The sequence below is a fragment of the Flagellimonas olearia genome (genome assembly GCF_004150225.1).
Classification (GTDB): domain Bacteria; phylum Bacteroidota; class Bacteroidia; order Flavobacteriales; family Flavobacteriaceae; genus Flagellimonas; species Flagellimonas olearia.
Map to the genome: position 1 here is coordinate 124,112 of NZ_ML142910.1, position 15,060 is coordinate 139,171.

Here is a 15,060-nt window from a genome sequence, read left to right on the forward strand (position 1 = left end):
TTTTTCCCCCAACGCTTTCATGCTGTAGGTAATATTCCTATTATTGAACCTGTAAAAGTTGATGTATGATCACGGTTAAACAGGTTCAATCCAAAGCAGAACTAAAGGACTTTGTAAAGTTTCCCTTTTCCCTATATAAAAACTCCGACTATTGGGTTCCGCCCATCATCAAGGATGAAATTGAATCCTTTGATGAAACCAAGAATCCGGTCTTTAAAAATGCCGAAGCTTCTTTTTTCTTGGCCTACAAGGATGGGAAAATCGTGGGCAGGGTCGCCGCCATTGTCAATTGGCTGGAAGTGAACGAACAACAACTCAAAAAAATGCGCTTTGGGTGGTTCGATTTTGTGGACGATCTTGAAGTGTCCAAAGCCTTATTGGACAAGGTTGCGGAAATTGGCAAACAGCACCAACTCAACTATATGGAAGGCCCCGTGGGCTTTTCCAATCTGGACAAGGTTGGGGTACTCATTGAAGGCTTTGACCATATCGGGACCATGATTACCTGGTACAACCATCCCTACTATCAGTCCCATTACGAAAAACACGGATTTGTCAAGGAAAAGGAATATCTAGAAAACAAGTTTTTGGCGGCCAAAGCAGACCCCGCCTTGTTCCACAAGGCTAATTTACTGGTAAAAAAAAGGTATGGGCTTCGGGAAATGAACTTTACCAAAAGCGCGGACATTATGCCGTGGGTGGATAAAATGTTCGACCTGTTTAACGACACCTATTCCAAGCTCTCTTCTTTTGTAAAAATCACGGACATCCAAAAAGAGTATTTCAAAAAGAAGTACATCAGCTTCATCAATCCGGAGTATATCAAGTTTGTGGTGGATTCCGATGACAAACTTGTGGCCTTTGCCATTGTAATGCCTTCGTTCTCAAAAGCATTGCAAAAAGCCAATGGGAAATTGTTCCCCTTTGGGATCTATCACTTGCTGAAAGCCAAAAAGAAAAGCAAGGATGTTATTTTTTACCTGATTGGCATCCGTCCCGATTATCAGAACAAAGGGGTCACGGCCATCATTTTTAACGAGTATTACAAAACTTTTAGTGAAAAAGGCGTTGTGAACTGCATCCGAACCCCAGAATTGGAAGAGAATGTGGCCATACGACAAATGTGGAAGCATTTTGATCCCGTGGTGCACAAACGCCGAAGAACCTATCGAAAAGATTTATGAACCCATCCCGCCAGACCTTTGTTTTAAGCTTCATACTGCTTGCCCTTTGGGGTCATCATGTATTTGGGCAGCGAAGAGAGGTCACGCACAGGGGCGAGCAATGGTTTCAGTACAACAACATCACCCATCTGAACGAAAAATGGATGCTTTTCGGAAATACAGGCGTTCGTTGGAAGAATGGTTTTGATACATTCTCCATTTTCTTTGGCAGATTGGGCGGAAGCTGTGCTATCACGGACAACATCCGTGTGGCCACGGGCTTCACCTATGTTGAATTCTATAACGAGGACCGATATCAAGTGGAATACCGCCCCTATCAAGAGCTTTTTGTCCGCGGGAATGGCGATAAACTCCGGTTGAACCATAGGTTCCGGTTCGAGCAGCGTTTCTACAATCCCGTGGTGGAAGGCAAGGTACAATCCGACAATATCTTTGCCCTCCGCCTCCGTTATGCCTTGATGACTGGGTTTGATCTCTTTTCCCTTTCCAAGACCAGATCGGATTGCAAATTCAGGATCAATATCAGTGACGAGGTCATGTTCAATGCTGGGGACCACATTGTACATAACGTATTTGACAAAAACAGGTTCATCGTGATGCCCACGGTACAGTTTAACCGCTGGATGTCCATATCCGTTGGGTGGAACAACCAGTTTGCCAGTACCACCACGGCCGGGCACTACATCTACACCAATGCCCTTTGGGTGCACACCCATACCCTGCACCTCTCCAAAAAAACGCATGGGCAGGATGAGGAATTTACACTGCCCCCGGCCAATTCCAATTTTCAGCAGGCCGCAGCGGATTAATGAGAAGGGCTTAGAATTGTTTTTCTGCCAAGTTTTGGTGAATTTTAAACTCTCATTTGGTCCGATGCACGAATCCTTGTTACAAAACATATCCAAACATGTAAAGCTTTCTCCCGAAGAGATTACGCTTTTCAATACTTTTTGGACCACCAAGACTTTGGAGAAGGGAGATTATTTGCTCCAAAACGGGAAGGTGTGCAAAACGGACAATTATGTCATTTCCGGTTCCTTGAAAGCTTACTTCATCAATCCCGAAAAAGGCACGGAAGAGATTCTCTATTTTGCCATTGATGATTGGTGGGCCACGGATATCCTCAGCTTTCAAAAACAAGAACCCTCCATGTACACCATTCAGGCGTTGGAAAAGACAGAACTGCTCCAAATCCAATACCATGCATTCCAGAACATGTTGGCGGAAATCCCAAGGTTGGAACGGTATTTCCGTATCATTCTGGAAGGTTACACGGCCAGTCTACAACGGAGAATCGTCATCAACAATACGTATGACGCTGCCCATCGCTACGCCGATTTTTTGGAAAACTATCCCCAACTCGCCAAAAGGGTGCCCCAATACCTCATTGCTTCCTATTTGGGAGTGACTCCCGAATTTATAAGCCGAATACGAAAAAACAAACCGAAATTGAACTAGGTCAATTTTTAGGGTTTTCTTTTGGCACAACTTTGCTTTCAAAATGGAGAGCAAATGAAAAAAGTACTTATCATCAACGCCAGCGTGCGAAAAGAAAGATCGCAGAGTAGACAACTTACCCAGCTGTTCTTGGACAATTGGCGAAAAAAGAATCCCGATGATTCCTTTACCCACAGGGAAGTGGGACTGGACGAAATCCCACCCATTGACGAAAATTGGATTGCCAGTGCGTTTGTTAGGCCTGAAAACAGGGAGGAAAAAAACCAAACCTGGGTTGCTTTGAGCGACATACTGGTCAAGGAACTTCAAGAAAATGATGTTTATGTCTTGGGAACCCCCATGTACAATTGGTCCATTCCCAGTGGTCTCAAGGCGTATATAGACCAGATCATGCGGATCAACGAGACTTGGAAATTCCGTTCGGGAAAACCAGATGGGGATTATGTGGGACTATTGGAAAACAAAAAACTGTTCATCCTGTCCACTCGGGGCGATACCGGATATGGGGAAAACGAAAAGAACGGACACATGAACTTTCAGACCACGTACCTGAAATTTATTTTTGGGATGATGGGTGTGACCGATACCACCATCATTTCATTGGACAATGAGGAATTTGGAGGGGAGATCTTTGAAAAGTCGAAACAAAGGATCTATGAGCAAATCAACGCAATTCCCTAAAGTCATTTCAAAAACTTTGAACATAAAGTGGGCCATTGGGTTCACTTTTTTTGTTTTTGAAGGATTTTTATGATCTTAGAATACCCCAAATCACATCAAAAACCATTGACCGAGGTGCATCATGGACCATACTTCCGTAAAAATCATTGAATGTTATACGATTACTGGCAGAGGGTTGCTGACTGAAATTCAGCATAGCCTTGATGGACTTCCTCCCAATACCGTACTGATGGATCCAAACTCCAAACAGGCATGGGTAGTAAAGAAAAGGGCCTTCTCCGGACTGCTTATGATGGCCGATTCCGAAATAGTTTTTGATTGCGAAACTGAGTTTGAGCACTTAAGTTTTGCCTTTAAGACAGAGGCCGAGCGTGATAAAGCCTTCAATAATGAGCTGGAAAAAAGAAGACGCAACATTTACGGGTACATTTTAGCTCCGACCATGGACCATGCAAACTTCAAACCAGAACCGGGAAGCACCTTATTAGTCCATATAGAATCCTAAGACCCTTGGTATTATGGCGCATCCCCTACTCCATCTTTGCAATCTGGTCCCGCAACCTTTGGTTGGCTTGGTGCAACAGTTCATTCTGGTGTTTAATGATGCCCAAAAAGTCCTGTATCACGGTAAGATTTTCTTGTTGGGTGCCAATAATGGCCTCAAGGTCAGATTTGGTGTATTTTTTCATTCGTTAAAAAGTTTAGAAATTCTATATTATAGTTCGAAAATCAAAACCAAGGTAATTACTTTCGGGAATAAATCAAAATTTTAGTACAGATTTTCTAAACTCGGATATCAATCTGTTAAATTAGAGTATCGAAAATCAAAAATTATCATGACAGAATTAGGATTGTTTTTATCCAAAAAGTCAGCTAGCAAGGCAGAAATCTCCAGAAAAACTGGCATCAGTAAATCAAGGATAAGTGAATTGACCCTTAACCCTTCTACCCAACTTCGGGCTTGGGAACTTTATTTGATTGCATTGGCCTTGGACGTAGACCCGGGAGAAATGTTCAAAGAAATGTATAAGGATCTGTCCTTGAAAAATGATTAAAGAAGGAGTGGAAAAAATACTTTCAGATCTTTTAAAAAAATCAATGACCCAAGTAGGCAATAATTATTTTACTCCTCAACAAGTTCAAGGAAATTGGATAGGAAATCCTGCTGCAACCACTTCCGAAGTTCAAGAAACTGAATTAAGACTTGGAATCCAACTTCCTGAGGATTATAAAGAATTCCTTTCCATAGCAAATGGATACCCTACACACAATGATGCTGTAGAACCAAGTTTTTTAGAAGTAGGTCAAATTCAATATTTAAAAACTTACGACCATGAAATTGTTGAAATTTGGAAAGGAACTGGAAATGATGAAACAGGTGCTATACTTGAACAAAGCATTATCATTGCCGGAATGAACGAGGAGCAATACTTTTTGTTAATTCCTCCTAATAACACAACAACCGTATGGCGATATTGGAAGTTCGCCAGTTGGATTCCAGGTGAAATCGAATACAAAAATCTTACTGATTACTTTCTTGATGTAATAAGTAGTATAGATAGCATGTAAGCTTATTCTACTCGTTACTCCCCCATCGCAGCCGCTACGGCAGCAGAAAGTCTTTTATAGGTACCGTTTTCCAATCGCTCCCTAATGGATGAAAAGGCATCCAGGGTCTCCGCAATATCCTGTAGGGTATGGGTAGCCGTTGGGATCAATCGCAACAATATCAATCCTTTTGGGATAACCGGATATACCACAATGGAACAGAAGATACCGTGGTTTTCACGCAGATCCTTTACCAAGGCCATAGCCTCTGGGATACTTCCGTTCAAATAGACCGGGGTAACACAGCTACTGGTGGTTCCCAAATCAAAACCACGCTCACGAAGTCCGTTTTGTAGGGCATTTACATTCTCCCACAATTTGGCCTTGAGCTCTGGTCTGGAACGAAGCATGTCCAATCGCTTCAATGCCCCTTTCACGTAGACCATGGGCAGCGATTTGGCGAACATTTGCGATCTTAGGTTGTATTTAAGGTATTCTATGATTTCTTTGTCGGCCGCCACAAAAGCCCCGATACCTGCCATGGATTTGGCAAAAGTGGCCAAGTATACGTCGATTTCATCCTGTACACCTTGCTCCTCTCCTGCTCCGGCCCCGGTTTTACCAAGGGTACCAAAGCCGTGGGCATCATCTACCAACAAACGGAACTGGAATTTTTTCTTCAGCTCCACGATTTCCTTGAGGATTCCCTGCTCTCCGCGCATCCCAAACACCCCTTCGGAAATTACGAGGATACCACCACCGGTCTCGTTGGCCAATTTGGTGGCACGTTCCAGGTTTTTCTCCAAACTTTCCGGGTCGTTGTGCTTAAATGTGAAGCGTTTGCCCATGTGCAAGCGCACCCCATCAATGATACAGGCGTGGCAATCCACATCATAGACAATAATATCGTCTTTGGCCACCAAGGCGTCTATCACGGACATAAATCCTTGGTATCCGAAGTTCAACAAATAAGAGGCTTCCTTATGAACGAATTCGGCCAATTCCTTTTCCAATTGCTCATGGTAATCGGTGTGGCCGCTCATCATTCGGGCGCCCATGGGATAGGCAGCACCGTGCTCGTAGGCGGCGTCCCCATCAACTTTTTTGATCTCTGGTAGATTGGCAAGTCCCAAGTAGTCATTGATACTCCACGTTATCACGTCCTTTCCTTGGAATTTCATTCGATTTGAGATGGGTCCTTCCAGCTTCGGGAATACAAAATACCCTTCTGCCTGCGATGCCCATTTCCCTAGAGGTCCTTTGTTTTCAATGATCCTATCAAATAAATCTTTCATCTACCTTAAAATTGATTGAATTGCAAAAGTATAGATTTTTACGAAGTACGCACAACGAAATTTTTATACAAAAAAACGACAATGAGATCATTGCCGTCTTTATTTAGGTTATGCGGTACATCTTACTACTTAATGTATTCTATTTTTTCTGGTACCTCGGCATTTTGGATATCAAAAAAGCCTTGGTTTTCCATCCATTCATTACTGTAAACCTTGCTCATATAACGTGAGCCGTGGTCTGGGAAGATAACCACCACGTTGCTGTCCTCGGTAAATTCACCTTCGGTGTTCAACTGGAACAGTGCCTGCATGGCGGCCCCACTGGTATAACCTACGAACATCCCTTCGGTATGGGCTATTTTTCGGGCCATATGGGCACTTTCACCATCAGTGACCTTAACATAACGGTCTATACTGTTAAAATCCGTGGCTGTTGGAATAAGGTTTTTTCCCAAACCTTCAATACGGTAGGGATATACCTCATTATGATCGAACTCCCCGGTCTCGTGGTATTTTTTAAGTACGGAACCATAGGCATCCACACCCAAAACCCTAACATTGGGGTTCTGTTCCTTGAGATACCGTGCAATCCCGGAAATGGTTCCCCCAGTACCGCTGCAGGCCACCAAATGGGTGATGTTCCCGTTGGTCTGCTCCCAAATCTCCGGCCCGGTGGTCTGATAATGGGCCTCAATGTTGAGTTCGTTGAAATACTGGTTGATATAAATGGAGTTCTCGGTTTCTTGGTGAAGACGTTTGGCCACTTCATAATACGAACGTGGATCGTCTGCGCTTACGTGGGCAGGGCATACATATACCTTGGCACCCATGGAACGCAACATATCTATCTTATCGGGCGATGATTTTGAACTCACGGCCAAAATACAATCATACCCTTTTACTATACTGACCATGGCCAAGCTAAAGCCTGTGTTGCCCGATGTGGTTTCAATAATAGTACTTCCTGGCTTAAGGATTCCCTTTCGTTCGGCCTCCTCAATAATATGGACGGCTATACGGTCCTTGGAGGAATGTCCTGGATTGAAGGACTCCAACTTGGCATAAAAGTTTCCGGTTAGGGGAGCTGCAATAGTGTTAAGCTTAACTAAGGGGGTATTTCCAATTAGGTCAAGGATACTGCTGTGCGCATTTATCTGTTTCTTCATAACTGGTATTAGGTAAGGGACAAATTAGCCATATTTCGCCAAAAGTCCGGCACAAAAGTAACATTTTTATTTTTAAAAGGCTTTTCCTTCAAGATCTAAAATAAATACGTAATCCTTCACCGTTTCCCGTAAAGCCTCAAATCTACCGGATGCCCCACCATGCCCGGCATCCATGTTGGTATCCAAAAACAACAGCTTATCGTCTGTTTTATAGTCCCTTAGCTTGGCCACCCATTTAGCTGGTTCCCAATACTGTACTTGCGAGTCGTGCAGTCCTGTGGTAACGTAAAGATTAGGGTATTCCTTGGCCTCCACATTGTCGTAAGGTGAATAGGATTTTATGTAATCGTAGTATTCCTTGTCATTGGGATTTCCCCATTCGTCATATTCTCCTGTGGTCAAAGGAATGGTATCGTCCAACATAGTAGTGACCACATCCACAAAAGGCACCGAGGCAATGACCCCGTTATAGAGTTCAGGGGCCATATTGATGATGGCACCCATCAACAAACCTCCTGCAGAGCCGCCACTGGCGTACAAATGCTCCGGGCTGGTGTATTTTTTCTCAATCAGAAATTGGGAACAGGCTATAAAATCGGTGAAAGTGTTCTTTTTGTGAAGCATTTTACCATCATCGTACCAAGGTCTTCCCAAATACTCTCCTCCCCTTACATGGGCAATGGCAAAAATGAAGCCCCTATCCAACAAACTCAATCTGACAGATGAAAAATAAGGGTCAATGGTACTCCCATAAGAACCGTAAGCGTATTGCAACAACGGACTGGTCCCATCCAAAGGGGTATCTTTTCGGTACACCAATGAAATGGGTACTTTTTTGCCATCCGATGCCGTGGCCCACAAACGTTCCGTGGTATAATTGGCCTTGTCGAACTTACCTCCAAGGACTTCTTGCTCCTTCAAAACTTTCTTGGTCTTGGTCTGCATGTTGAAATCAATGACGGCATAAGGCGCCCCCATTTCATTGTAGTAATAGCGAAGTTCGTTGGTGTCAAAATCCAAGTTTACCGAAGGTCCGGCCACATAGGTTTCGCTATCAAAAGGCAGATAATAGCTGTCCGTACCGTCCCAACGGGAGATTTTGAGCTGGTTGAGTCCGTTCTCACGCTCTGAAAGTACATAGTAGTCCCTGAAGATTTCAGCATCTTCCAACAATACATCTTCCCGGTGCGGGATAAATTCTTCCCAATGTTCCGATGAAGTCTGGCCTTCACTGACTTTCATCAGCTTAAAATTGATGGCCTTGTCCTTATTTGTAAGGACATAAAAATTGCCTTCGTAATGTGAAATGGAATATTCCACGCCCAAATCACGGGGCGAAAATATCTTGAAATTCCCATTGGGGTCATCGGCATTCAAAATTTGATATTCCGAAGTGAGCGTACTCACCGAACCGATCACGATAAATTTTCGGGACTTGGTCTTATAGACAAAGGTATTATACGTATCATCCTCTTCATGAAATACCAATACATCATCCGCTGAGGAAGTCCCCAATATATGTTTATAAATTTTATCCGAACGCAATGTTACAGGATCCTTTTTGGTATAAAACAAGGTTTTTCCATCATTGGCCCAAACCGAGCTCCCTGTAGTGTTTTCTATAATATCCGGAAAAATTTCACCGGTCTGGAAGTTCTTTATTTGGATATTGTACTGTCTTCTGGATACCGTATCCGTGGCAAAAGCAGCCAAGGTATTGTCCGGGCTTATGGTAACGCCTTTTAGGTTAAAGTACTCGTGGCCTTCGGCCATCTGGTTGCCATCGAACATGAGTTCCTCCTCGGCCTCCAAACTTTCTTTTTTACGCGAGAAAATGGGATATTCCTTTCCTTCCTCGTAGCGAGTAATGTACCAGTAGCCATTCAATTTGTAGGGCACGGAGGAGTCGTCTTCCTTGATTCGGGACTTGATTTCCTGAAACAGCGTCTCTTGGAACTCCTTCGTATGGGCCGTCATTTTTTGATAATACTCATTTTCGGCATTCAGGTAATCGATCACGTCCTGATCTTCCCTATTGTTCATCCAATAATAATCATCGGTCCTTACATCACCGTGTTTTTCCAGTTTTGTAGGTTTCTTTTGGGCCACCGGGGGTTGTATACTCATGGATTCTTGTTTATTATTTTGGCAAGAGCCTGCAAAAATAAGGCTTAAAATGAAACTATAAGTGAGTGTTTTGGCATGTCCCATAGATTTAGATTTCTTCCAATGTATTACTTTTGAGGTCATTTACAACTAAAAAATTGCGATTATGTTTGGAGATTTAATGGGTATGATGGGAAAATTGAAGGAGACCCAGAAAAAGGTTGCCGCCACCAAAGAGCGTTTGAATACCGTACTGATCGATGAAGCATCCGCCGATGGCCTTTTAAAAGTAACCCTTACCGCCAATAGGGAAATAAAATCCATTAGTGTGGACGATTCTTTGTTGGAAGACAAGGAGCAACTGGAAGATTATTTGGTGCTCACCCTAAATAAGGCTATTGCCAAAGCTACCGAGGTCAATGAAACCGAATTGGCTGCCGTGGCCAAAGAAGGGATGCCCAATATCCCGGGGATGGATTCCTTTATGAAATAAACTATCCTATTTTTTTCAAAATAGTGAGGAAGTGGTCGTGCATGGCATCCGTATAGTCCAAATGGGTGACAATACGCAGCTTTCCCTGCCCCATTCCAATGATGGATATCTGGTTTTCCTCCAATTTTCTCAAGAAATCCGGGGATGACATTTGGGATTCATCCAACTCAAAGATGATAATATTGGTTTCTATGGGCTCCACTTTTTTGATAAAGCCCAGCTTAGAGAGAATTTTTCCGATTTCAGCAGCTTTTTTATGGTCTTCCGCCAATCGATCAATATGGTGGTCCATAGCGTAGATTCCAGCCGCGGCCAGAAAACCGGCCTGACGCATTCCCCCACCCAACACTTTACGGACACGAAGCGCCTTTGCAATGGTTTCGGAATCACCTGCGAGTACAGAACCTACAGGGCAGCCCATTCCCTTGCTCAAACACACACTTATGGTATCAAAAAGAGCTCCGTAGCTTTTTGGGTCCTCTTTCTTGGCCACTAACGCATTCCATAACCTGGCCCCATCCAAATGGTATTTGAGATGATGTTCGTCACAAACTTTTCTGATTTTTTGAAGTTCACTAAAGTCCCAACAGGCTCCCCCACCCTTGTTGGTGGTGTTCTCGATACAAACTAAAGAGGTCAAAGGACTGTGGTAGAAATCTGGAGGATTTATGGAGGTTTCCACTTGTTCGGCCGTCATCATCCCTCGATGCCCATCCACCAATCTGCAGCTTACCCCGCTGTTAAAGCTGACTCCTCCTCCTTCATAATTAAAGACATGGGCGTATTTATCACAAATCAATTGCTCACCGGGTTGGGTATGGAGTTTTATGGCGGTCTGATTGGCCATGGTACCACTAGGGAAGAACAAAGCCGCTTCCATACCAAAGTATTTGGCCACTTTTTCCTCCAAAGCATTTACCGTAGGGTCGTTTTTAAATACATCATCCCCTACTTTGGCTGCCAGCATGGTCGCCAACATTCCCGCTGTAGGCCGGGTAACCGTATCACTGATCAGATTGATTTCCATTAAAATCGAGGTCTAGTTCATACAATCCATTCCAATGGGAGATCCATCTGGAATTTTCGGAGTTGGTATCAATTTAAAATTTTCGGGCTTGTCCAAAAAGGCATCAATTCGTCGAACCATTTCTATCGCAATGGCTGTTTTTTCGCCTCCAAGCAAGGATGCCTTGATGTTTTTAAGGGATTCATGGGCAAGAGCATTCACCTGAGGATGCACCGCATCATGGGCCGCCAAATTCATAATATGGTACAATATCCTGAAATTAATGGTCTGCTGTACTTCATCCAAATAGGCATCTCGGTTAGACGCTCCTATGGTACTCTTTATGGTTTCCTCCAAAACTTCCGAAAGCCCCAATTGGTTTTTATCCAAACTCTTTTGCTGAATCAATCTAGAGGCACGTTCCGGATGCAACAAAAGTCCCAAGGTCATATCCGCAGCAGTTTCGGCAGCGGAAAGGGCATCAAAGCTCACCCCTGTTCTACCATTGAACGATTCCCGGGTTCTTGAATATCCAATGGCCCTGGGTGGAAAGAGATCTAATTTATCCTGTGGAATGGCAATTACTTTGGCATCCAAGGTTTCCAGTATGGATTCCAAGGCCTGTTCCTGTAGCGCTTCGTTCACCATATGGACTGTCCGCTGTCCGTCACCCTTGGTGGCGTAATTGTAATCCAGTCCACCTACAAGCTTGGAAACTGCTTCCGTTTGATAACGGTGGAAGAAATACAAGGGAGCAAACACATCTTCCAAAACTGAATTGGGTTCGCCGGTCCGAATGTTATCCATGGAAAAATTGTTGATGGCCGTTTTCCTGACCTGCAACACATTTTCCAACTCTTGGCTGGCACCCTTGCCATTGTCCCACAAATGGGCCAAGGCATGGGCTCCTCCGGTTGGTCTGGCATCCTGATCGGAAATATACCGCAACCCTTCATCTTGGGCTTTCTTTAGAATGGCATTCAAGGCTGTTTTTTCATTAGTACCCTTTGGAAAATCGGAATAGGAATAGGCTACCGTTACTTTGTCCCACTCCCCTATCCCCGTGTCATAGGCATTGGAGAAATCTATGGTGCTTCCTTTCAGTTCAAATTGGGGATGGGGATAGTCCATCACCGATGCCCGATCATTGGTACTTGCCGCAAAATTATGGGCAAAGCCAAGGGTATGGCCTATTTCATGGGCAGAAAGCTGTCGAATTCGAGCCAAGGCCATGTTCAGCATGGGCTGGTAATTGTCGTCCCGCTCGGCAAACGGTTGGTTCATCAAGGCTTGGGCGATTAAAAAGTCCTGACGAATGCGTAGACTTCCCAAACTGACGTGCCCTTTTATGATTTCCCCTGTACGTGGATCGGTAACACTGCTGCCATAACTCCAACCCCTTGTGGAACGGTGCACCCATTGAATCACATTATAACGAACATCCAAAGGATCGGCATCATCGGGCAATACTTTTAACTGAAATGCGTCTTTGTAACCGATGGCCTCAAAGGCCTGGTTCCACCACCTTCCTCCTTCCAAAAGAGCAGAGCGAACCGGTTCAGGGGTGCCATTGTCCAGATAGTATATGATGGGTTCCACAGCCTCGCTGACCGGAGCACTTGGGTTTTTCTTTTCCAATCGGTGTCGAGTCACAAACCGTTTTAAAATGGACTCTTGGACCGGGGTGGCATAATCATAATATGAGAAAGGGTATGAACCGCTACGTGGGTCGAACTCCCGTTTTTGGTATTTATCATCCGGCAATTCAATCAGTGAGTGGTGTTGCGCCACGGTAACCAGACTCGGGTTGGGGGTCACGGATTGGATCCAGTTTCCCGTGGGAGTTCCTTCAAAGGTAAGTATGGCATCAAACTCCACATTTTTTGGGAAAGCTTTGGTACGTTCAAAATCCAACGCGCTTTTGGATTTATCCAAACTGTACGAACCCTGCTTGGTGCTTTTCAATCGATTGGCCACTCCGTGGGCATCCCGCATTAAAAAATCCGTAAAATCAATCAAGTAACTTCCGCGGGACTCTTCCTCAATCTTAAATCCATGCAATACCGATTTGGCAAAAGCCTGCTCCACAGATTTTCGTTCCAGATTATTTTGGGTGATGGCCCTGTATTCCAAATTGGGCTGAACCAATAACAATTTATTACCTGCTTTTTTGAAAAAGACCACCTGTTCGTTCCCGAGTTGTCCCCTGTCAAGCCCAATATCATTGCTCCCTATTCCACTGCTCAAGGCATACACATAAAGGAACTCCTTATCCAATTCATCCACCTGGAGGTATATTTTGTCGGATTCATCGTCGTAGTAAAAGTTGAAATATCCGCTGAACTTTTGAAAATCCTTTGCCTTGTTAAAGGTCTGCGCTTGTAATACAGTACAGAACGAATACAGTATAATGGCCAGAGTGATGCTTTTCTTCATAATGGTGTGGAAATTGGACTTAAAAATATGTATTTCATTTTTAAAAACATATGAAAACGTCTTTTTAAAAGATTGGGTGTGAGATGAATCTGGTAGTAGCAAAACAAGTGTTGGTTTACCAATCAAGTTTGATTCAGTTATATTCCAAAAGAAGTTTATTTTTGTGCGAAAGTTAAGTATATGACCACTACAGATCAGCAGAAAGATCTTATTGAGCGCCTTGGTGCGTTAAGGAGGTATCTTTGACATTGATGCCAAACTTATTGAAATAGAAAACGAGGAAGAAAAAACCCTCGAACCTGATTTTTGGGACAATCCGCAGGAAGCCCAAAAGCAGATGCAATTGCTAAAATCCAAAAAGAAATGGGTAGAAGATTACAATACTGCCCAAGCCCTATTGGGTGACCTTGAGGTTCTGATGGAATTTCAACAAGCAGGGGAAGTCTCTGAGGAAGAAGTGACTCAACAATACGATAAAACCTTGTTGATCATAGAAAACCTGGAGTTCAAGAACATGCTTTCCGATGAAGGCGATGAGCTTACCGCAGTACTTCAGATTACGGCTGGTGCCGGAGGTACCGAAAGTTGTGATTGGGCCTCCATGCTCATGCGGATGTACCTTATGTGGGCCGAAAAGAATGGCTTTAAGGTCAAGGAACTCAACTACCAGGAAGGAGATGTTGCCGGAATCAAAACCGTGACTCTTGAGATTGATGGTGAATACGCTTTTGGTTGGCTCAAAGGTGAAAATGGGGTGCATCGTTTGGTGCGCATCTCCCCTTTTGACAGTAATGCCAAACGCCATACCTCATTTGCTTCGGTCTATGTGTACCCTTTGGTGGATGATACCATAGAAATCGAAATAAATCCATCGGATATTGAGATAACCACGGCACGTTCCAGTGGTGCTGGTGGACAAAACGTAAACAAGGTAGAAACCAAGGTGCAATTGGTACACAAGCCCACGGGAATACAAATTTCCTGTTCCGATTCACGCTCGCAACACGATAACCGAGCCACAGCTCTAAAGATGTTGAAGTCACAGCTGTATGAGATAGAGCTTCGGAAAAAACAAGAGGCACGTAAAGAAATTGAATCCTCAAAAATGAAGATTGAATGGGGTTCCCAAATCCGAAACTATGTGATGCACCCCTATAAATTGGTCAAAGATGTACGCACCGGGGAAGAAACCGGAAACGTGGATGCCGTTATGGATGGGGACATTAGCGCATTCTTGAAAGCCTATCTGATGATGATGGGACAAAAAGAGGAATAAAATTCAGACATCAGATATCAGACAATTATAGAAATATGATCAAAATATACCACAACCCAAGATGTAGGAAGTCCAGAGAAGGGCTGGAAGTCTTGGAACAATCAGGGCAAGACTTTGAAGTAATCAAGTATTTGGACAAGATCCCTACCAAGGATGAGCTCAACGAAATTATAGGGTATTTGGGCATTTCGCCCATTGAACTGGTCCGCAAGAACGAGGCCATATGGAAAGAACACTATAAGGGCAAGGAACTTTCCGATGCTGAAATCGTTGCAGCCATGGTAAAGCATCCCAAACTTATTGAACGCCCCATTGTGATCAACGGGAAAAAAGCCGTAATTGGCAGACCTGCCGAAAAAATCAATACCTTGCTATAGTATTGGAGCTCAAATGTATCCAGTGCTACAATAA

Annotated in this window: 16 protein-coding genes; 10 read left to right on the forward strand and 6 right to left on the reverse strand. The window is 43.9% G+C overall.

The genetic code is table 11. The annotated features are described in order from the left end of the window. The first annotated feature begins 65 nt into the window (after window positions 1-65). The 5 genes from DN53_RS11135 (at window position 66) to DN53_RS11155 (ending at window position 3,828) form a co-directional block, all read left to right on the forward strand. Entirely contained in the window at window positions 66-1,184 is a 1,119-nt protein-coding gene (locus tag DN53_RS11135) for a GTP cyclohydrolase (protein ID WP_129654362.1), read from the forward strand. Next, a complete protein-coding gene (locus DN53_RS11140) occupies window positions 1,181-1,993 on the forward strand; it encodes a DUF2490 domain-containing protein (RefSeq protein WP_129654363.1) in 813 nt (270 codons plus the stop codon). The genes DN53_RS11135 and DN53_RS11140 overlap by 4 nt, the downstream gene beginning before the upstream one ends. A gap of 64 nt (window positions 1,994-2,057) precedes the next feature. Next, window positions 2,058-2,642: a Crp/Fnr family transcriptional regulator gene (locus DN53_RS11145; RefSeq protein ID WP_129654364.1), complete on the forward strand. Its 585-nt coding sequence runs from the start codon at window positions 2,058-2,060 to the stop codon at window positions 2,640-2,642. Between the two features lie 54 nt (window positions 2,643-2,696). Next, window positions 2,697-3,323, forward strand: coding sequence for an FMN-dependent NADH-azoreductase (locus DN53_RS11150; RefSeq protein ID WP_129654365.1), 627 nt, complete (start codon window positions 2,697-2,699; stop codon window positions 3,321-3,323). 121 nt (window positions 3,324-3,444) lie between these two features. Continuing rightward, the gene (locus DN53_RS11155) at window positions 3,445-3,828 is read left to right on the forward strand and encodes a hypothetical protein (protein ID WP_129654366.1); all 384 of its coding nucleotides are present in this window, start codon (window positions 3,445-3,447) and stop codon (window positions 3,826-3,828) included. A 25-nt stretch (window positions 3,829-3,853) separates the two neighbouring features. On the opposite strand, the gene DN53_RS17940 is transcribed toward DN53_RS11155, so the two are convergent. Further along, window positions 3,854-4,012, reverse strand: coding sequence for a hypothetical protein (locus DN53_RS17940; RefSeq protein ID WP_165357392.1), 159 nt, complete (start codon window positions 4,010-4,012; stop codon window positions 3,854-3,856). 147 nt (window positions 4,013-4,159) lie between these two features. Between DN53_RS17940 and DN53_RS11160 the strand changes: the two genes are divergently transcribed. Beyond that, window positions 4,160-4,378, forward strand: coding sequence for a helix-turn-helix domain-containing protein (locus tag DN53_RS11160; protein ID WP_129654367.1), 219 nt, complete (start codon window positions 4,160-4,162; stop codon window positions 4,376-4,378). Next, window positions 4,371-4,892 (forward strand): SMI1/KNR4 family protein, encoded by a 522-nt coding sequence (locus DN53_RS11165; RefSeq protein ID WP_129654368.1) that lies wholly within the window; start codon window positions 4,371-4,373, stop codon window positions 4,890-4,892. Before DN53_RS11160 ends, DN53_RS11165 begins: the two co-directional genes overlap by 8 nt. A 14-nt stretch (window positions 4,893-4,906) precedes the next feature. On the opposite strand, the gene DN53_RS11170 is transcribed toward DN53_RS11165, so the two are convergent. From DN53_RS11170 to DN53_RS11180, 3 genes are all read right to left on the reverse strand, one after another. Next, window positions 4,907-6,166: a cysteate-C-fatty acyltransferase gene (locus DN53_RS11170; RefSeq protein ID WP_129654369.1), complete on the reverse strand. Its 1,260-nt coding sequence runs from the start codon at window positions 6,164-6,166 to the stop codon at window positions 4,907-4,909. A gap of 125 nt (window positions 6,167-6,291) precedes the next feature. Next, window positions 6,292-7,332, reverse strand: coding sequence for a cysteate synthase (locus DN53_RS11175; protein ID WP_116218892.1), 1,041 nt, complete (start codon window positions 7,330-7,332; stop codon window positions 6,292-6,294). A gap of 72 nt (window positions 7,333-7,404) precedes the next feature. Next, window positions 7,405-9,459, reverse strand: a complete 2,055-nt coding sequence (locus DN53_RS11180) for a S9 family peptidase (protein ID WP_242502122.1) — start codon at window positions 9,457-9,459, stop codon at window positions 7,405-7,407. Between the two features lie 145 nt (window positions 9,460-9,604). On the opposite strand from DN53_RS11180, the gene DN53_RS11185 reads away from it, so the two are divergent. Beyond that, window positions 9,605-9,931 (forward strand): YbaB/EbfC family nucleoid-associated protein, encoded by a 327-nt coding sequence (locus DN53_RS11185; RefSeq protein WP_116218894.1) that lies wholly within the window; start codon window positions 9,605-9,607, stop codon window positions 9,929-9,931. A 1-nt stretch (window position 9,932) separates the two neighbouring features. Here DN53_RS11185 and DN53_RS11190 read toward each other — a convergent pair whose 3' ends face one another. Beyond that, window positions 9,933-10,958, reverse strand: coding sequence for a threonine aldolase family protein (locus tag DN53_RS11190; RefSeq protein WP_129654371.1), 1,026 nt, complete (start codon window positions 10,956-10,958; stop codon window positions 9,933-9,935). 12 nt (window positions 10,959-10,970) lie between these two features. Continuing rightward, a complete protein-coding gene (locus DN53_RS11195; protein WP_129654372.1) occupies window positions 10,971-13,373 on the reverse strand; it encodes a zinc-dependent metalloprotease in 2,403 nt (800 codons plus the stop codon). A 180-nt stretch (window positions 13,374-13,553) separates the two neighbouring features. Between DN53_RS11195 and prfB the strand changes: the two genes are divergently transcribed. Continuing rightward, window positions 13,554-14,649, forward strand: a protein-coding gene (gene prfB / locus DN53_RS11200) for a peptide chain release factor 2 (RefSeq protein ID WP_129654373.1) whose coding sequence is annotated in 2 segments (ribosomal slippage) — window positions 13,554-13,616 and window positions 13,618-14,649 — 1,095 coding nt in all. Because the reading frame shifts where the segments join, the coding sequence is not laid out codon by codon here. A gap of 35 nt (window positions 14,650-14,684) precedes the next feature. Beyond that, on the forward strand, window positions 14,685-15,026 hold the full coding sequence (gene arsC, locus DN53_RS11205) for an arsenate reductase (glutaredoxin) (RefSeq protein ID WP_129654374.1): 342 nt from the start codon (window positions 14,685-14,687) through the stop codon (window positions 15,024-15,026). The last annotated feature ends 34 nt before the right edge of the window (window positions 15,027-15,060 follow it).